The 19,401-nt window shown below is 41.5% G+C and carries 15 protein-coding genes and 5 pseudogenes; 10 read left to right on the forward strand and 10 right to left on the reverse strand.

Features of this window, described 5'->3' with window-relative positions; translation table 11 throughout:
- Positions 1–159 precede the first annotated feature (159 nt).
- From H8A87_RS16725 to H8A87_RS16740, 4 genes are all read left to right on the forward strand, one after another.
- Positions 160–1,155, forward strand: a complete 996-nt coding sequence (locus tag H8A87_RS16725) for a hypothetical protein (protein WP_198691064.1) — start codon at positions 160–162, stop codon at positions 1,153–1,155.
- On the forward strand, positions 1,155–2,306 hold the full coding sequence (locus H8A87_RS16730) for a BamA/TamA family outer membrane protein (RefSeq protein ID WP_198691065.1): 1,152 nt from the start codon (positions 1,155–1,157) through the stop codon (positions 2,304–2,306). Before H8A87_RS16725 ends, H8A87_RS16730 begins: the two co-directional genes overlap by 1 nt.
- An 8-nt stretch (positions 2,307–2,314) precedes the next feature.
- Positions 2,315–3,436, forward strand: a complete 1,122-nt coding sequence (locus H8A87_RS16735; RefSeq protein WP_198691099.1) for a DUF4056 domain-containing protein — start codon at positions 2,315–2,317, stop codon at positions 3,434–3,436.
- Between the two features lie 399 nt (positions 3,437–3,835).
- Positions 3,836–4,429: a type 1 glutamine amidotransferase family protein gene (locus tag H8A87_RS16740; protein ID WP_198691066.1), complete on the forward strand. Its 594-nt coding sequence runs from the start codon at positions 3,836–3,838 to the stop codon at positions 4,427–4,429.
- Between the two features lie 73 nt (positions 4,430–4,502).
- Here the strand turns inward: H8A87_RS16740 and H8A87_RS16745 are convergent, their stop codons facing one another.
- Positions 4,503–4,973, reverse strand: coding sequence for a MarR family winged helix-turn-helix transcriptional regulator (locus H8A87_RS16745; protein WP_198691067.1), 471 nt, complete (start codon positions 4,971–4,973; stop codon positions 4,503–4,505).
- Positions 4,974–5,065: 92 nt separating this feature from the next.
- Positions 5,066–5,374, reverse strand: a pseudogene (locus H8A87_RS16755) (hypothetical protein); the annotation flags it as partial.
- 48 nt (positions 5,375–5,422) lie between these two features.
- Between H8A87_RS16755 and H8A87_RS20345 the strand changes: the two are divergent.
- Complete coding sequence (locus H8A87_RS20345; protein WP_332460390.1) at positions 5,423–5,716, forward strand: IS1-like element transposase; 294 nt, start codon at positions 5,423–5,425, stop codon at positions 5,714–5,716.
- A 29-nt stretch (positions 5,717–5,745) separates the two neighbouring features.
- Positions 5,746–6,133, forward strand: a pseudogene (locus H8A87_RS20350) (IS1 family transposase).
- Between the two features lie 138 nt (positions 6,134–6,271).
- Here the strand turns inward: H8A87_RS20350 and H8A87_RS16765 are convergent.
- The 8 genes from H8A87_RS16765 to H8A87_RS16795 form a co-directional block, all read right to left on the reverse strand.
- Positions 6,272–8,059, reverse strand: a complete 1,788-nt coding sequence (locus H8A87_RS16765; protein WP_198691068.1) for an ABC-F family ATP-binding cassette domain-containing protein — start codon at positions 8,057–8,059, stop codon at positions 6,272–6,274.
- A 117-nt stretch (positions 8,060–8,176) separates the two neighbouring features.
- Complete coding sequence (locus H8A87_RS16770; RefSeq protein WP_232370329.1) at positions 8,177–9,082, reverse strand: SphA family protein; 906 nt, start codon at positions 9,080–9,082, stop codon at positions 8,177–8,179.
- Positions 9,082–9,297, reverse strand: a complete 216-nt coding sequence (locus tag H8A87_RS20035) for a cyclase family protein (RefSeq protein WP_232370330.1) — start codon at positions 9,295–9,297, stop codon at positions 9,082–9,084. The genes H8A87_RS16770 and H8A87_RS20035 overlap by 1 nt, the downstream gene beginning before the upstream one ends.
- Positions 9,298–9,306: 9 nt before the next feature.
- Positions 9,307–9,435, reverse strand: coding sequence for a hypothetical protein (locus H8A87_RS20245; protein ID WP_269749563.1), 129 nt, complete (start codon positions 9,433–9,435; stop codon positions 9,307–9,309).
- Between the two features lie 189 nt (positions 9,436–9,624).
- On the reverse strand, positions 9,625–9,900 hold the full coding sequence (locus H8A87_RS20040) for a flavin reductase family protein (RefSeq protein WP_332460391.1): 276 nt from the start codon (positions 9,898–9,900) through the stop codon (positions 9,625–9,627).
- A gap of 10 nt (positions 9,901–9,910) precedes the next feature.
- Positions 9,911–10,549 (reverse strand): styrene monooxygenase/indole monooxygenase family protein, encoded by a 639-nt coding sequence (locus H8A87_RS16785; RefSeq protein ID WP_232370331.1) that lies wholly within the window; start codon positions 10,547–10,549, stop codon positions 9,911–9,913.
- 43 nt (positions 10,550–10,592) lie between these two features.
- Positions 10,593–11,381: an SDR family oxidoreductase gene (locus H8A87_RS16790; protein WP_198691069.1), complete on the reverse strand. Its 789-nt coding sequence runs from the start codon at positions 11,379–11,381 to the stop codon at positions 10,593–10,595.
- 350 nt (positions 11,382–11,731) lie between these two features.
- Positions 11,732–12,328 carry an Ail/Lom family outer membrane beta-barrel protein gene (locus tag H8A87_RS16795; RefSeq protein WP_408646938.1) on the reverse strand — a complete coding sequence of 199 codons (597 nt, stop codon included), beginning with the start codon at positions 12,326–12,328 and terminating at the stop codon, positions 11,732–11,734.
- A 294-nt stretch (positions 12,329–12,622) separates the two neighbouring features.
- Here H8A87_RS16795 and H8A87_RS16800 point away from each other — a divergent pair, with 294 nt between their 5' ends.
- From H8A87_RS16800 to H8A87_RS16815, 4 genes and pseudogenes are all read left to right on the forward strand, one after another.
- Complete coding sequence (locus H8A87_RS16800; protein WP_198691070.1) at positions 12,623–13,897, forward strand: bifunctional O-acetylhomoserine aminocarboxypropyltransferase/cysteine synthase; 1,275 nt, start codon at positions 12,623–12,625, stop codon at positions 13,895–13,897.
- 496 nt (positions 13,898–14,393) lie between these two features.
- Positions 14,394–14,681 (forward strand): annotated as a pseudogene (locus H8A87_RS16805) (GntR family transcriptional regulator); the annotation flags it as partial.
- A gap of 80 nt (positions 14,682–14,761) precedes the next feature.
- Positions 14,762–14,948 (forward strand): annotated as a pseudogene (locus H8A87_RS16810) (ISAs1 family transposase); the annotation flags it as partial.
- A 707-nt stretch (positions 14,949–15,655) separates the two neighbouring features.
- A pseudogene (locus H8A87_RS16815) lies at positions 15,656–19,179 on the forward strand (AAA domain-containing protein).
- Positions 19,180–19,401: the final 222 nt, after the last annotated feature.

Below are 19,401 nucleotides of genomic sequence, written 5' to 3' on the forward strand. Positions count from 1 at the left end.
ACACAACGAACGAAAATTCCAAATTATGTGACATTCCCCCTCCAAGTATAATTCGTTAATGCTTGCCTAAAATATCTATGCTAATCTACGCCGCTTTTTATCCCCTTCTGTTGATTTGATAGACAATGTATCTGTCAAAAATAGGAAACGAATTTTCTTATGAACTTAACTAACACCAGCAAATTATTGGCTGCCACTCTGTGTCTTGCAACTTCATATAGCTATGCAGATAGTGAGCGCCCACTGTTCTCATTAACTATGTCCGAATCTGGCGTGCCGCAAACGAATAATGACGGTAGCTTATCCCGAACGACCAAATCTGAATCTCGCATTCTGCCAATTTGGGGTGATGCAGCACGAGCAAAAGGCTACGATCTGCCTGAACCGTTTGGTGCCAGTTATAGTTATATGACTATGCGACAGGATATTGTCGTAGATAGCATTAAATTTGAATTTACAAATCCAAAATTTAAGCCTTGGGAAAGCCAGACTATTATTAATGCTGGTGATACCCGAGAAAAAAGCGAAACTCATATGCTTAAACTGGATTCTTGGATCTTACCTTTCTTGAATATCTACGGCGTCTATGGAAAAACCAAAGGTACTTCAAAAACTAATCTGGATAGCATTTATATACCCGGATCTTCACCTGACGAACCATCATGGGAAAACCTACCTTTTGAGCTAAATTTCAAAGGGAAAACCTTTGGTGGTGGTGCAACCCTTGCCGGTGGTTACAACCAATTTTTTGCCACATTAGATGCTAATTATACCCGCACTAATCTAGATATTTTGGATGGGGATATCAGTGCCTTAGTTATTACTCCGCGAATTGGCTATGAGTTTATTTTTGAACCATTATTTACTGGTCAAGGAAATACAAAAGTGCAAGTCTGGGTTGGTGCTATGTATCAAGATATTACCCAGCGTTTCAAAGGTGATGTCAGCGGACTCGATTTACCTCCACAACTAGAATTATTTAAATATATTCAAAACCAAACAGACATCAAATTCGACGTCGAACAACACCTTGCCCATAAATGGAATAATACTGCGGGTGTTCGTTTCGAAGTCACCCGTAATTTCAACGTACTATCTGAAGTCGGTTTCGGCAACAGAAACAGCTTCTTTATTTCTGGTGAGTTCCGTTTTTAATGTTTGACCTCGCAATATTCAAAAGGCTGGTGATTTCCGGCCTCCTTATTTTTACCGTTTCATCAGCACATGCTGATATCTTGCCTGATCGACAAAAAATTGATGGCTGGTTAAACGAATTGGGCGGCAGCAATCATTTTGATGCCAGCAAGAAAATTGACTGGGGCGTATTGCCCGGCCCTTTCTACACACCTGAAATGGGTATGGGGATTGGTGTTGCCATGGTCGGCTTGTACCGTCCTGATAGCTCAGATCATGTCAGCCAGACTTCATCGCTGGGACTCAGTGGCTTTGGGTCGTCTACCGGCGCGTTTGGCCTGAATTTAACCAATTACAATTTTCTTGCCAATGATCAATGGCGGTTATTCGTTTCCGGTACGCTGAATAACACCCCAACTTACTATTGGGGCAAAGGTTATAGCGCCGGTAAAAATAGCAGTAATAAAGAGAAATACCATTCGCAGGAATTTGATATTCGTCCTCGCCTCCTCTATCGCGTTACTGACGCTACCTATATGGGGTTGGGCTGGCATTTCTCATCCGTCAACGCCAGTAACCCAGATGTCGGTGCAAAACGGTATTTTGAACAGTCCATCGGTGGCCGTTCCGTGCTGAGTTCTGGTGTAAGTGCCTACTTCAGTTATGACACGCGGGATTTCTTGCCCAACGCACAGCATGGGCAGGCGTTTGAGATTATTTATACCTATTTTTCCCCAGAACTGGGGGGAGATCATCGTTTTCATACCACGCAGTTTCAGTTTTCTATCTACCATCCATTATCCGAAAAAACGGTGCTGGCCTTTGATAACTATGCCCGTTTCAGTACAGGTGATATTCCGTGGAACCAATTATCGCTGCTCGGAAATGGTCAGCGGATGCGCGGATATTATGAAGGTCGTTATCGTGACAATAATATCTTCACAACACAACTGGAGCTAAGGCACAAACTTGACTGGCGCCACGGTGTGGTCGGCTGGATAGGCACCGGTACTTTGGGAGATTCTCCGTCAAAACTGGGAACAAAACATTGGCTCCCATCCGTTGGCGTTGGCTATCGTTTCGAGTTTAAGCCACGCATGAATGTCAGATTAGATTTTGGTGTTGGTAAAGACAGTACTGGGTTTTACTTTCAGGTCGGGGAAGCGTTTTGAGACGATTAATGACACTGTGTTTCTGCTTTCTGCTGATGGCATGCCAGAATAAACCAGAACCCGTTGATCCCGTGGAACCTGTTCTCGTCAGTGATACCCATGAACAGTCTCAAGAAGATTGGCCAGCACTGGCTCCGATTGCGCCACCAGAAGGTTTAAGGGCCTGCTGTGCTTTCGGTTATAACCTTAAAACTGAGCTATGGAATATTCCCATTCCCTTCTACGACATCGACAATATTGTTGAGGCCGAGAAATTGGGTGAGCATCACTACAATGACAGTGTTGTCGGTGCGAGTGCAGCGTTGTTAGGGATGAGTAATGAAAAAGTCGGCCTGCTGTATACTCATCGAGGCGGATTTATTGATATCTCCCATGTGAGGGATACCGCAGACTATACGCTCTATCTGTTCAGCCAAATTAATGCCCATCTCGGTCAAGAGTGGGAATTAACCCTGAATAATGAACTTGCCGCGCGTAAGATTCACTTTTTTGCTTTTACACCGCCGGAAGATCCCACTGAACGTCATACGTTGAGTGCTTATTTAGCCGCCAAACTCGCTTTTCAGCTCGCAGCTTGGCATGAAATAGCGCAATGGTATGGCTATCAATCCGTTCCAGGATTTCCAGAAGGTATTTCTGCTTTTTCGCCGGAAGATCTCTATTCGAATCTGTTGGGCGCTCGGCTGGCGCTAACGCTAATCTTGGAAGGACATGCCTCTTCTGTAACTCAGTTCTCGTCCTCAATGGCAAACATCTTGCCGATGGCCTTGGATGATCTGGGCGCTTATCCCCGATCAGGTACAAAAGAGATGTTTGATAACGTAGATGGCTTATGGTGGAACAGTTATCAACGCATTCCCCAGAAGTTTTTAGTGCTGCACCGGAATTATGATATCCAAGATAATCGCTATCCATTAACGCCTTCAGGTAAAGAAACATTTTCTTTACGTCTATCTCTGCCTGAACATTATCAGCATTTTTCTCTGGATAAACTGGCTGAATTCCAGTTATGGCCAACCAATGAGATGAGAAACTTACCTGTGCCCAAGCAATATTGGACAGTGAAAGATTTTAAGATGCTGGCAGAAAGTGCCCGACGTGAAGATGAGCAGCAATTGTTGGTTAAATAATCAACCATAAAATCTATCTATTCAGTTAGAGCGAGGAATAAATAACTTTCCAAAATAGCGCTACACCTCATGCACTCATAATTACATGTATAACAATGAGTTGAAAGAGTCTATGTGTAGCATAATTATGAATTGTTATTTATACCTACTTGATGGGTGTATTCCTCAATCCTCAATCCTCAATCCTCAATCCTCAATCCTCAATCCTCAATCCTCAATCCTCAATCCTCAATGCCATTATCAATGGGATTAATTATTGATGATGAAATTAATTTTTAATTTACTATATTCTTGGAAAATCTAATTTTAGAATATCTCTCATATCCATGAACTATTATTAGATATTCTCTGTAAAATTCAGGAATAGGAATTAAACATCTTGCCTAAAGTGAGTGACTGATGAAAAAAGCCATTTTTTTCTTGTTAAACGATTATGCGGACTGGGAAGGTGCGTATCTTGCCAGCAAGCTCAATATTCATGAAGAATGGTCAGTAGAAACCGCTTCTTTAAAACAAGGAACATGCAAATCAATCGGAGGTTTTGACACGGTGATAACCCACTCTGTAGATACACTGCCTCATGACATTGATCTGCTTGTTTTAATTGGAGGCAATTCTTGGGTTATAGAAAATAACAAACTGAAAAGTCTTATTTCTACTTATCTTAATGCGGGCGTTATCGTTGGGGCTATCTGTGGTGCTGTAGATTTTTTGGCAAAAAATAGTTTATTAAACGATTTTAAGCATACAGGAAATTCCCAATATTTATGGAATGAATACAAGGAATACCGTAATCAAGATAACTTCATTAAACAACAAACAGTAACTGACAGAAATCTCATTACTGCCAATGGAACAGCGCCGATTGAATTTTCTGAACATATACTAAAAGCTTTACATATTGAAAAACCGGAGAAAATAACGAAAGAACATGAGTTATTTACAATAGGTTATTACAATTACTGCAATAAATATGGTGATCCATTTGCTTAAATTTAAGCTCAGATTAAATCAAAGGAGACAAAAATATCAATATGTCTCCTTCATATCCCCTTCAGAAATCAGGTTACTTGCTAAATTCCCCCAACGCCCTACGTATCGGCGTGTGCTGTTTAATCAGTTCTTGCAAAACCTCTTTCAACAACTGACTCTTGCCATTGCCCAATGACTCCAGCACGCTTTTTTCATGGGATTCGGCTTCGGTCAGCAATCCTTCTACCACTTGCTGCCCCGTCTCCGTCAAACGTACCAATGTAATGCGGCGATCACCTCCACCGTTGGAAAAACGAGCGACATGCCCCTGCACTTCCAGACGCTGCAAAACACGGGTAATGGTCGGTTGTTTACTGACCGTTTTCTGTGCCAGAAGGCTAATGCCGATCGGGCCACTTCCCGCCAACGTCGATAACACCCGCCACTCCAACACTGACAGCCCCTGCGCCTCAACAATGTCATGGAATTCAGAGGAAACCAGCATCCATGCCTGCCCAAGCAAGGCAGGCAAGTAATTGTCAACAAACACTTTTGAATCTGGCATAAGTTGAACAACCTTTTTTATCTCAGGAAGTTTTTTGTCTTCCGATTCTAAAAGGTTCATCCGTGAAAGACACGTCCACAACAGTCATTCAGTCAATATTTTCCTGATAACAGTGAGCCAAATCTCGGAACGTATGTATTCAGCCCAAGCTGTTTCAATATCATGTAGGCTGTCGCCACAGATGAGGAAATAACAGGCAGGGAAATATAGCTGGCAACATGCACCAGCTCTCCCTGAGACAATAAAGAAAAACGCACCAATGTATTGGTATTCTCACCGCAGGCCAATACGCCCAATGGGCCGATGCTGGTATCATGTACCTTTAACGAAGAAGCGTCCCCATTTGCCCACGTGAGTTTTTCTGCCCATGTCAGCACCAGCTTGCAGTGTCGGTCACGTATTAAATAGTTAGTTGTTATGATATAGTTCCAGCTTTTTAATGGTGAAGTATGGCTAAAGTTGACGTCTATTGTCGTTATTGTCGTTATTGTCGTTATTGTCACAAATCAGAACATATTAAAGGACATGGAAAAGGAAATGGCGGACATCCTCGTTATCGCTGCTATACCTGCTGTAAGGTCTTTCAGTTGGAGTATACCTATCAGGCCTGCAAACCCGGCGTTAAAGAACAGATTGTCGATATCGCGATGAATAACGGGGGAATTCGTGACACCGCTCGGATCCTGAAAGTCGCCACAGCCACCGTCATGAAAACATTAAAAAACTCACGCCCCGACACGTAACGACACTTCCCCTTGATGGAAAGAACATTCTGCTTATCTGCGAAATAGACGAGCAATGGTCGTTTGTGGGGAACAAGAAAAATCAACGCTGGCTTTGGTATGCCTGGGAACCCCGCCTGAAGCGAATAATAGCCCATGTTTTTGGCGATCGCAGTAGAAAAACGTTAGACAAGCTGCTTACCCTCTTATCTTCCTTTACTATTCGGTTTTACTGCACGGATGACTATGTTGTTTATGACCGACTTCCCGAGGAAGAGCACTTGACTGGAAAGACGTTTACTCAGCGTAGAGAGAACGAATTTAACTCACCGTACCCGAGTAAAAAGACTGAATAGGAAAACCATCGGTTACTCAAAATCCGAAGAAATGCACGATAAGGTAATAGGGACTTTTATTGAGCGTGAGTACTATTTTTAATGCTCAATCTAACTATTTAATACACGACCCCAATTATTATAAAATTATCATGCCTAAAAAACAGTGGTAATAAATAGCATAAATCTCATGACCACCATTCTATAACCCCACTTTGTGGGGTACATAGATACTACACATTTAAACTTTAATTTCCGCCAAAACCCCATAAAGCCTCTCAATATCCTTACGCCACAATTCCTGATTTTTCAGCTTTTGGTGTTTCGGTTTTCTCGCCAAATCCTCTGCCAGATTTGTCTCTAACACCACAATACGCTGGAGAATTTCATCTTCACCTGCTAATACTTCCAATTCATCATGAGAACTTTCCTGATCCTTAATCACTTCCTTTTGACAAGAAGCCGCTTTCTCATTAATAAACTGATAATACCCATCACTGGACGTGACTTCTTCCAGCTTGCCATTTTTAATCAGCAAAAATCGGTTGGCGACGTTATCGATAAACGCCCTGTCATGCGAGGTAATTAATATTGTCATCTCGTTATTAATCAATTCACTTTCCAGCTCCATTTTGCCAAAAATATCCAAGTGGTTGGTAGGTTCATCGAGAATTAAAAAGTTCGGTTTATTTAATTTCAATATTAAAAACATTAATCTAGAGCGTTCGCCACCACTTAATATCCCCACTAATTTATTAAAATCCGCATATTCAAACCCTGTCGCAATCAATTGTTGCTTACAGCCGATATCATCAATATTTGGGGTGTTATTTCTTACCGCATCAAAGAGCGATTCATTCAGTGGAATTTTCTCCAATTCCTGATCGAGATAGCCCATATTACACTGCGGGGAGAAAGTGATATTTTCGGTGTCATAGGCCGCATTTTCTACCTGATCATCCTTCAGATTTCTGGCCTTTTTATAGGCTTCAACAAGAATATGGATCAAGGTGGATTTTCCCACTCCATTATCACCCAGCAGCGCGATTCTATCTCCCGGACGAATGTATAATCCATTGATTGAAAACAACGGATTAAACTCTCTATTCTGTTGATATCCAACCAATTTTACCTCAATTTGCAGCATATTTTTGGATTTGATCGTGTCGGCATCTAACGATAGTCGATAGATTTCCCCCTCAGTTATTTTGGTTTTACTCTTTTCGAGTTTTTCGGCCCGTTTCTCCATAGATTTGGCTTTTCTGGCAAATTTCTCGTTATCGTAAGTTTTTGCCCATTGTGCTATGCGTTTTGCGCTTTCCTGTATGCGTCGAATATTCTTTTCTTCTGCTTTCAGCCGCACAGCATCCGCTTCATCTTTTTCCTGCAACGCTTCAAATGCCTGACTAAACGGCAGGGAAAAAGCGCTCAACTGTTGGTCACGCAAAAAAACCGTTTGGTTGGTGACGTTATCCAGAAAGTTTCGGTCGTGGGAAACGATAATAAAGGCGCTCTTTAGGCTTTTATTAAAAAAATCCTCAATGAATTTCAGGGTATTGGAATCTAAGTGGTTACTCGGCTCGTCAAATAAAATAACATCGGGTTCCACAACCGCGCTCATGGCAAACATCAATTTTGTCTTTTGCCCGCCGCTGAGATCAGCCACTTTAGTAGCAAAATCAATAAACTGAAAGCCGAAACTATACAGCATGGACTCTGCTTTATAATTGCTATATTCATCAACTTGTTTTACCTTTTGAGAAATACACTCAAACAAGGACATTCCAAGCAATGACTCATCGATAAACTGAGAGACCATTTCCAGTCTCAGGCCATTGGCGTTTTCAATAAATCCATCATCCGGTTTTTCAATGCCTGCCAGTAGCTTGAGTAAATGGGTTTTTCCCGTACCGTTATAGCCGACCAACGCAATTTTGTCGTTTTCTTTAATGGTTATGGAAAGGTTGTTAAATAACGGCTTTGAATTAATGCTAAAGTTAACTCTATTACAGTGAATCAGCGTTGACATCTATTATGTCCCCATCAAGCACCTTCATTAATCTCAGAATGAGATTTATTTTCAACCAAAACTTATATATTTAAAGGGGAATTAGGTCAAGTTACCATCTAAAAAAATGAGCCAGCATTAAAATGGAATCTCCGCTTTTAAGAAAATTTGCGAACCGACTGGACGGTTATTCACGGCAAAGTCTTTTTGCCATTTCAGTGCCACCGGCCAACCTTTATCATTGGCATAACGGATGGAGGGGCCAATACCAAACGCGCTCGCTTTACCCTGTGCTGAGTTCGGCCCACTGTCATTTGTGAACTGCTGGAAGATATAGCCACCAACTCCCGCGACCAAACCGTTGCCAAATCCCCAACCCAGTGCATAATCCGCATGAAGTGCCTGACCGGAAGTGGTTTTGGTATCTTTGTTGCGGAAGTTGAAATCATACATCACTTTTAAATCCGCATTGAGGCCATAGGCAGGAAAATAACTCATCGCCCAGACAGGTTGAGCCATCCGGTAATTTTTACCCAAGCTGGAAGGATCATTGCGATCGTAGCGACCTGTCAGCGCGTTGACATTCACCCCAATAACATAAACCAGATCAGGGGCAGGATGATAACCCAAGGCTGGGCCAAAGGTGATGTCCCCTATCCCCTTGCTGTTGTCATGTTTGCCGGCAGCTTCAGCAGTGACATCCAATAACAGTACGATAGTGTGATAAGCCAGTTGACCACCAAAAACCGGCTGCTCCGTCACCCAAACCAGCCTAGGGGCAAGGACATTCACGTTAACCTTGAACCCGGGAACGGGGATCAGTTCACCGTTCTTCCCCCTAAGCTGGTTATAGTGAATATTGCCACCATAAAACAGCGCATAAATACCTGGTGGGGGTAAAGCGCCTGACAAGTAGTTATCCAGACCATCAGGATAGGCGCCAGTCCCCCCTCCTTCTGTCGCCATAACAGAAGTACTCAGCAGTGATAAAATTGCGGCATAAATAAACAGTCTGAATTTTACCGCCATAAATTTTATCGCCATTATAGTTTTCCTCTCTGTAAGAGATGAATGGATACCACTACCGCAGGTGCCACAAAGTTATGCAGGGGAATGGTATCAACGGTGTTATCTGGATGATCTCTACCGCTGATCCAATGTATCGGGGCATCAAAATGCGTTCCCGTATGCTCACCACAACTGAAATTGTTCCAATACCAATCAGGGCCGCTCTCGTCATAATGAGAAATACGCTCCATGTTGAATGCCTAAACTAGTCCAAACTGTTCGGGCAACTGCAAGGCCGGAAAATCAGGGGCCAATGTCTGCGTGAGATCGATAATCTTCACATTCCCCTGATTCAACGCGGTGATAAGCGCATTTAATGGACTTTTCATTAATGTTCTCCTGAATGTTTTCCCAACAAATAAGTGTTCTGACAAAAAACAACAGAATCATTTTTTTCATATTTCGTGAACATCATGCAGTACAGTAAACATACCGCCATGAAAAACCAGTGGCTTACCTTCAATACTGGCGATGCGTTTCACTTGATCAATCAGCAGCAGGTGATCGCCAACATGAGTTTACTGGCGGTTGGCACAAACCAGTGTCGCTATCGCTCCTCCAATCGAGGGGATACCTTCCGGCGTTTCCTGCACGGAAATATCCTGAAATTTGTTTTCAACCCTCGGATTAGCAAAGCGCAAAGCCAACTCCTGATGATCGCACCCAAGAATGCTGATCGTGAAATAACCACAATCGCGGAATACAGACAGATTGGGAGAGTGATTGACCAGACTCCAGAGCACCAGCGGCGGCTCCAGCGAAAGCGAGGCAAATGAGTTGATGGTCAAACCCACATTACGTCCGTCAGCAGTACGTGTCGCAACAATGGCAACGCCTGTCGGGTAACTCCCCTACACCCGGAATCAAGTTAAAAGAAACACGGGAATATTCAGGCGTTGGCAGCATGCCATTCACATAGGTCAATGCCAGTGCGCGTTGGGGTTTATCATAAGGAGAACGTGAAGCATCACGCTCCAGCAATTTCACAATCTCTCCCTTTCCTCCCGCCAGAATAACCAGTTCATGGCTGGCAGCCAGTTGTTCTAGCTCGATAATCCCCACATCGCTGATTTCCAAATTACCGCCACGAGAAGCGAACTGTTCCATCCAGAATGGCATCTTGAGACGTTGATCGACGGCTTGAGCGTATTTGTCGAGTCGAGCACTCCACTCAATCACCTTGTCATTGGGGATTTCAGGATGGGGAACGGTGAAACCAATACCTTCAACGAGCGGACATTGCATTTCCCACTGATTCAATCCCAAATTACGTTCAAATTGCAAAGAGGAATCGAACATACACTGACTCGACATAACCCGACCATTGCGAACATCATCAGGAGTGCGATTGGTCACAACAGTCACCTGATAGCCCTTGTCCAGCAGACCAAGGGCCAGAGGCAGTCCCGCTTGACCACCTCCCACGATAGCTATACGACGCATAGTATTTTCCTCTTTCATTTTATTTTGGATTTCAGAACCAAAATTATTCCGCCAAACGCGGAATGGCTGGTTTCGCCTGCTCAGGCCCCATTGCTGAATAGCCGCCATCAACGGCGTAATCCGTCCCAGTCACAAAACTGGCCAAATCTGACAGGAGAAAAGCGGCCACCTGCGCAATCTCTTCGGGATCGCCCACGCGACCAAGCAGGTGATAATCTGCGGCGATTTCATCGGTTTTCTGGCGATTGCCCTGAGTCAACTCATCCATGACCCGTGACCAAGTCCACCCCGGAGAGACAGAGTTAACGCGAATGTGAGCGGCGGCGTAGTCCATTGCCATGCTGCGGGTAATTTGCAGTAAGGTCGCTTTTGAGGCGGGATATAACCAACGCCCGGTCTGGGCAATAGATGATGAAATACTGGTGAAATTAACAATGGCCCCGCCCCCCGCTGCAATGAGGTAAGGGCGCACAAACTGAGCCGCCCTGACGGCGCTGATGACATTGGTGTTCAAGGCGGTTAGCCACGTTTCGCGGTTGGAATCGGCTCCTTCATCCAGATAAGTTGCCGCAAGATTGACGAGGTAATCCAGACGATCATAATAAGCAACGACTTCGTGCACTCCCTGAGAAAGCTGTTTATCGTCAGTAATATCAACCTGCCAAAAACGGATGGATTCCGGTTGGAGGCTGGCGGCTTTCTTTCCACCGTCCTGATCAATATCGAAAATCGCGACTTTAATACCATATTCACTCAATACCTTGGCAACGATCGCACCAATTTTGATGGCTCCGCCAGTGACAATAGCGACTTTATTATTTAAGCCCTTCATGAGTGATCCCCTTTTGTCATATATGACCAAATCATTCATTTAGTCATGAGGGGTCATCATTACGTGAAATATATAAATTCAAATAGCCACTATATGCAGAAAACATCTATTCAGTGCAGGTATATAATAAATATTTGAGGAAAAATAATAAACCATCCAAATAGTGAATTTAATATCCAATAATATCGAAAATGGTTTAACAATCATTCAAATGAAATATAAAAAACAAGGCGCATTCAATATTGAAAAGCGCCTTTCTTTTGTGAGCATTATACTCTGGATGATATATCAACAGCCTTAATCAAAATATCGCCAATACATCAGAGTTATTTTTCAGCAAGGATTATTATTTAAAAACGATATCCTACACCGATATTAAACCCATTAATGCCATGACTTTTGTCATAATCCTTTACTGATGATCCCTCATAGCCAGCATAGAGGCTAAGGTTCTGAATTGGATTGACTTCTACTCCAGCACCATAGGCTAGATTGGTCGATTTTTTATCTGCTTTTTCGGTATAAGTAACTATTCCCCCATTTTGTTTCCGATTGATTCTGTTAAAATAGCCATTAACTTTTGAATGGGCAAAACCCAACAATCCATATACACTCACATAATTATTAATGCGGTAAGCAGGGCCAACCATTAATGAATAATACTTCAGATCAATATTACTTTTCCAAGCAACATCTTCGGCCATACGGTCTTTGAAAGTACCGCCGTTACTCTCGTTACCTTTCATATACGTAAATGAACCAATAATACTAACAGGAGAATCCCATTCATAACGGTAGTGAAGATTCACTCCGCGAATATTTTTAAAATTTTGAACCTTACTTTGTGCATATCCGATTGCAACAGTCTGCGAATCCGCATAAGCAAACGAACCCGACATAAAACTGGATACAACTAAAGTTGCAAGAAGCGCTTTTTTCATCACCATTAATAATTACCTTTCATCTTTATTAACTGTTTAAAGTATAGATAGCTTCTGTAAGAAAATTAGATAAAATACAATAAGTGTGAGTAATATTGGGTTATTGACAATGTGACGTCATCATTACTTATAGAAATATTTCATTAAAAAAACCAAATGGGATTCTGCTTTAAATCTATATCATATTGATATATATGAATATTTATTTTTGATATTGTTCCATCACATTGCTATTTTGTAAATTAGTTATAATTTTCTTTTTAATCAATTTCCCTCTGCAATTCACTAAAGGAAATGACAATGAAATTAGAAACCCTCTCCATCCATGCTGGTTATTCACCAGATCCTACGACCAAAGCGGTTGCTGTCCCAATTTATCAAACCACGTCCTACGCCTTTGATGATTCCCAGCATGGCGCGGATCTGTTTGATTTAAAAGTTGAAGGCAATATTTACTCCCGCATCATGAATCCGACCAATGATGTATTGGAGAAACGTGTCGCCGCTTTGGAAGGAGGTATTGGTGCGCTTGCGGTTGCTTCTGGCATGGCGGCAATCACCTACGCTATCCAGACCATTGCCACCGTGGGGGATAATATTGTCTCCGTAGCAAAATTGTATGGTGGGACTTATAACCTGATGGCGCACAGTTTCCCAAATCTTGGGATTGAAACTCGTTTCGTTGATCATAACGATCTCGCTGCCATTGAAACGTTGATCGATGGAAAAACCAAAGCGGTCTATTGCGAGTCCATCACCAACCCCAGTGGGAATATCATTGATATCCCAGCGCTGGCAGATATCGCTCACCGACATGGTATTCCTCTTATTGTCGATAATACCGTTGCAACACCTTATTTATGCCGCCCGTTTGAACATGGCGCAGATATTGTTGTTCATTCTCTGACCAAATATATTGGAGGCCACGGCACTTCCATTGGCGGTATGGTAGTTGATTCTGGCAAATTCCCTTGGATGGAATATCAAGATCGCTTTGCGATTTTAGGTACTCCGGATCCTTCGTATCACGGAATAATCTATACCGAACATTTTGGTGCTGCTGCTTTTATCGCTCGCTGCCGCGTTGGGCCACTGCGTAGCACGGGGGCAGCGCTATCTCCTTTCAATGCCTTCTTGATCTTGCAAGGCCTTGAAACATTGGCGCTTCGAATGGAACGCCATACTGAAAATGCCCTAAAAATTGCTCAATACCTAGAACAACATCCTCAGGTTTCTTGGGTTAAATATGCAGGATTGCCGACACATCCTGAATATGATTTGGCTGTCCGTTATATGGGCGGGAAACCAGCGTCTATTCTGTCCTTCGGTATCAAGGGAGGGGAAGAGGCCGGCATACGCTTTATTGACGCCTTGCAGCTGATTGTGCGTCTGGTGAATATTGGTGATGCCAAGTCACTGGCTTGTCATCCAGCATCCACAACTCACCGTCAGCTAAATGATGGAGAAATGGTAAAAGCGGGGGTATCACGCGATCTCGTCCGCTTATCTATTGGCATAGAACATAGCGATGACATTATTGCCGATCTCGCACAAGCGCTGGATGCAGCAAAATAAGTTTCAATATTATTTATTGAATAAATAATGAATCATCGATATCAATATTTTTTGATATCGATGAAATGATAAAAAAGATGATACCTGTCATATAAAATAAAAAATCAAAGGGAAAATAATATTTATTATTGATTATCCAAAAATTAAAAATACAAGGAAGTCTCAGATGAATTTAAGTATATATCAAGCTTTATCACTGGCAGCATATGGAAACTCCTACTTATCAGGAAAAAAACATGAAAATTATTTTCCTGATAATATCGCTTTCAGATACTGTAATTTAGTTAAGTTTGTTGATCCGGAAGAATCCAACGGAAGGTGGACTGAGGTATAGACCCAATCTCTTGGTTCGAAAAATTAAGGGCAGATGGTGTAACACAATTACGCACTTGTTATCTATCCACTAACGACAGTGGTTATATTCCTGACAGCAATACCTTAAAATGAGCTCATTTTAAGTCGTTCACCTTACGTATATTAACCTACAGCAGCATTAATGATGAACATTGCAGACCCCAAACGGCCCTATCAGGAAGTGGGTCACTCATTACGCCAGATGATTATCACTGATCATTATGCGGTCGGTGATCGCCTACCGCCTGAGTGTGAAATTACAGAAATGCTCGGTGTCTCTCGCACCTTGGTTCGCGAAGCGGTCTTCATGCTGGAATTAGAGAACCTGATTGAAGTCCGCAAAGGCTATGGTCGAAATTCGGGGATTTATATCCTCCAATTACCGAAAACAGCCGAAACCTATGCGGAAAATGCGGCAGAGCCTTTTGAGTGATTACAGACTCGCCAATTACTGGAAAGTAAATTAAAAATGAACACACATAAAAATAATCAATAAAATTCCAAGTAGCATATATTCTTGATATGGTTTTTAAAGAAGACGATTCACGTATCGCACTGGATGGCGTTATTCCGACGCTTTGTGTTCTTTGTGTTGAGTATGCTTAAACAGTGCTATTGCGTTGCGCCCAGACAACGAAATAAGCTCAAAAAAGCAAGCTGGAATGATGATTATCGCGCACGAATATTTTTTGGATGAAAATAAATCACAGTATGCCCCCGCCCTGAAATGGCTATAGAGTGATTGATTCTGATGAGTCTTCAGATGTTATTGTCGCTCATGTCATTATTCATCAAAAACAAGATATACAGGTATTGCTTTTTAATCGGATAATTGCTTATTGAGATAATATCATATGTGAATTTCTAATATCTTCTATACCCGATTGATTATGAGTTACAATATAGTGGCAACTTGAAAGATGAAGGATATACATATTCATAAATTTAGGATTATCTGCCAATGACTCATAGAGTAGCCGGAAAGAAAAATTTCCACTCATTCCATACGAAGTAAACCAGTTAACACTGCATTAATTAACCGAATCTATCTTTAAATTTTTTCGAACTAATTCTTCTGTTCATTTGGCTATTGCAGTTAGGACATAAATGCTGTTTCTTCCCTTCAATTTTCCACGTATAATATCTTCTTTTGAAGTTAATGTTACAAACGTCACATCTACTTGGCTTAAAGATCGCACCAAGAATCACCAGTAAAATTACTCCGCCAATCACCCATTCCACAAGATTCCCCCTCACTTTGTCAAATCAGACCTACCAAGGTTAATGATACCAACAAAAAAATTATGAGCGCTTGAGCACGATCTTATAGAGATTATCCACCCTAACCTATCGTTTGCTTTATGTTTTTTATTTTAAAAAGATAGAAACTAACAGGATGTAACTATGGATAGCACTTCTTTGGCGTTTGCATCTTACTGGCGCAACTCTCTTGCTGATGCAACTTTTGGAAAAGGTGCCTTCAAAAAAGATGACACAACAGCGTTCTCGCCTTGGTACACATCAGACATTGCTACAGGACGTCTTGATGAAAATACAGTACAACAATTTTTTAGTTCAGAACAAGAAGACGTAAAATGCGTCAACGTTATTCTTCACCCACAAGTATTCTTACGCCGAATCTTGCATGGCAAAGAGCGCACTTCTGGAGCACCACAAATTATTACTCCATTGGTTACAACTGCTGTATTATCACGCGAAGGTTATCTTTATCCCACCCCAGCAACAATCATTCCACGCGATCTTTTAGAACCCTTGCCACAGGGGACCTTCTCCATTAGAGATATCACCCAATTCGACACTTATAAAACAACGAAAAATATTTTCTCTATTCATTTTGATGAAGATGAGAAAATCAATGGTAATTACTCAGAAGAAGAACAAAAAGCCAGAAAAATATATTTCAAAAATCAATGGGAAAAATACCTGAGAGATTGTGATGAGTTGTTAAACGCTGTTGCAGGTGAATGGCTGAAAGAACATGAGCAATATGAAAAAGCGCAATACGGGTTTATTCAAAAAAAGACTCAGATCGATGGTGCCAGCAAACATATTATTGGACTATATGACCATTTAATCAAAAACAAACGAATTACACCATTATTCGCTCGCTTTTCTTCTAACGTTATCGAGCCAGTAGAGCCATTATTACCTTCCAATACCAAATTTACCGACCGGCTTGGGCATTCCGGTGATAAATTTCCGTTGGCAAAAGTACAACGAAATGCGTTAAGCCATTTTCTTAACAGTGAACATGGTGAAATTCTTGCTGTTAATGGTCCTCCCGGAACGGGAAAAACGACTCTGGTACTGTCAGTAATCGCCACATTATGGGCTAAAGCTGCATTAGCCAAAGCTGAGCCACCGGTAATCATTTCTACATCAACAAATAATCAAGCCGTCACCAATATTATTGAAGCATTTGGGAAAGACTTCTCGCTAGGCTCTGGCCCATTGGCAGGAAGATGGTTGCCTACAGTTAAAAGTTTTGGTGCCTATTTCCCCTCAAGAAACAAGAGAAATGATGCCGATAAAAAGTATCAGACGGATGTTTTTTTTAACAGAATTGAATCCAAGGAATTTCTTGAGGATGCAGAAAAATATTATTTAGCTGCTGCCAGCCAAGCATTTCCTGAACAAAATTGCGTTTCAGTGAAAATGATTGTTGAACTATTACATCAGCAATTACAAAATGAAGCTCAAAAGCTATCCTTAATCCAGAAATCATGGCAAACACTTTGCCGTGTCAGAGACCAACTATCTCAAATCGTTGGGATGAATGCAGAAGATTATATTAAGCAGAAACACTTCTCGCTTGCATCACTAAATCAAACTATAGACAAACTAAAAAACCTACGAAAAAAATGGCTCGAATATCAGGCAAATGAATCACTAATTTACTCCATTTTCAGTTGGATACCTGCTGTTAGAAATAAACGACATCTACGTGTCAAAATATTCTTAGAAAATGAATCTGGTACAGAATTGCCAGAAATTACATGGTCGACTATTGAGAATATCACTACTCGTATCGATGAAATACTTGTGCACAAACAACAAGAAAGCAATACGTATCAGCAAGAATTAAGACTCACTAAAGAAATCATTCAACACGAAAAGCAAGTCGCACAAGATTGGAGAAAAACAACACAATGGTTAGGACATACCGACAATACAGAACTGAATTTTGCACAAGCAGATGAACTGGCTGACACACAAATCCGCTTCGCTATCTTTCTGATCACAACACATTATTGGGAAGGCAGATGGTTATTGGATATGTTCAATATCAAAAATATAAAGGAAGAAAAGAAGAAGAACGGTCGTCAGGCAAGTGAACCTCGCTGGCAACGCAGAATGAAAGTTACACCCTGTGTAGTTATGACAAGTTTTATGCTACCAGCCAATATGATCGTCAAAAAATATATCAGCCACAACAATTATGACAATGATTATCTCTATGATTTTGCAGACTTGCTCATAGTCGATGAAGCAGGACAGGTTCTTCCTGAAGTTGCTGCTGCTTCTTTTGCGCTTGCGAAAAAACCTTAGTTATCGGAGATACTGAACAGATCGCCCCCATTTGGAATATCCCTGTTCATGTTGATATTGGTAACGTACTCTCTGAGAAAATAATTAATGCTAAAGATACTGAGCAGTGCCAAGAGCATTATGCAGAACTGACCGATTCAGGTAAAACAGCAGCGGCAGGCAGCGCAATGAAAATTGCACAACAGGCAACACGTTATCAATATGACCCGGATATGGATCGTGGCATGTACCTGTACGAACACAGACGATGCATTGACGATATTATTAATTATTGCAACAACCTCTGCTATCACGGCAAATTGATTCCTAAGCGTGGTCCCGCTACGTCTGATAATTTATTTCCGGCTATGGGCTATCTTCATATTGATGGTAAAGGGGTGATCGCTAACGGTGGTAGCCGCCATAACCAATTAGAAGCAGAAACTATAGCTTCTTGGATTGAAAAAAATAAACCAACGATAGAAGCTCACTATCAAAAGAAATTGCATGAAATTATTGGTGTTGTAACTCCTTTTAGCGCACAAGTATCGGCAATCAAGCAGGCATTCCAACAATATGAACTTACCCACGATGAAATAACAGTAGGAACTGTACATTCTCTGCAAGGGGCAGAAAGACATATTGTCATATTTTCATCTGTCTACTCCAAACATGAAGATGGCACGTTTATTGACCGTAATAACAGTATGCTCAATGTCGCGGTATCCCGAGCTAAAGACAGTTTTTTAGTCTTTGGTGATATGGATCTGTTTGAACTCCAGTCCCAATCAGAACCTAGAGGATTACTAGCGAAATATCTGTTTGCTGATGCAGCCAATGCTCTTCAGTTTGGACATCAACAACGTGATGATTTAAATGTAGATACAATTACTTATGCACTTCACAGTGTTAAACAGCATGATGATTTTTTGAAAGAAGTATTTGAACAAGTAAAAAATACCGTTACGGTTGTTTCACCGTGGCTGAGCTACCAGAAGCTTGAAGAAACTGGTCTATTACAGTCGATGTCACAAGCCCTACAACGAGGAATTCAAATCACTATTGTTACTGATAAAAAGTTCAATATTCATCCTCAAGACCGTGAAAAAAGATATGAAAAACAGGAAATGCTAAAAAGCGCCCTCTCTGATCTAGAATCATTGGGGATCTCTACTAAATTGGTTAAACGAGTACATAGCAAAATCGTTATCGGAGACACGTCACTACTTTGTGTTGGTTCTTTTAACTGGTTCAGTACAACACGTGACATCAATTACGAACTCTACGATACATCTCTAGTTTACCGAGGTAAAAGATTAGAAGATGAAATCCTGACCATAGAAAATAGCTTAGAACAAAGGCAAAGTAAGCTTTTTTGATTCAAAGCACACTCTCAATTCCACAAAAATAAATGGGAGATAGGATGAACCAGACTGCATAGCGTGTGCAGTAAGTTTATCAGGAGAATAAAATGCTACATGCTATGCTGTAAAGTGAAGGTAACAGTGCCACTGAAGCAACTAAGAATCCTTACACGCAGTATATCCTTTGTTATGCCATGGTTCAGATACATCTGAGTATCTCATGGATGTTTTAACAGC

The organism is Xenorhabdus lircayensis, assembly GCF_016306625.1.
In the GTDB taxonomy this organism is placed as follows: domain Bacteria; phylum Pseudomonadota; class Gammaproteobacteria; order Enterobacterales; family Enterobacteriaceae; genus Xenorhabdus; species Xenorhabdus lircayensis.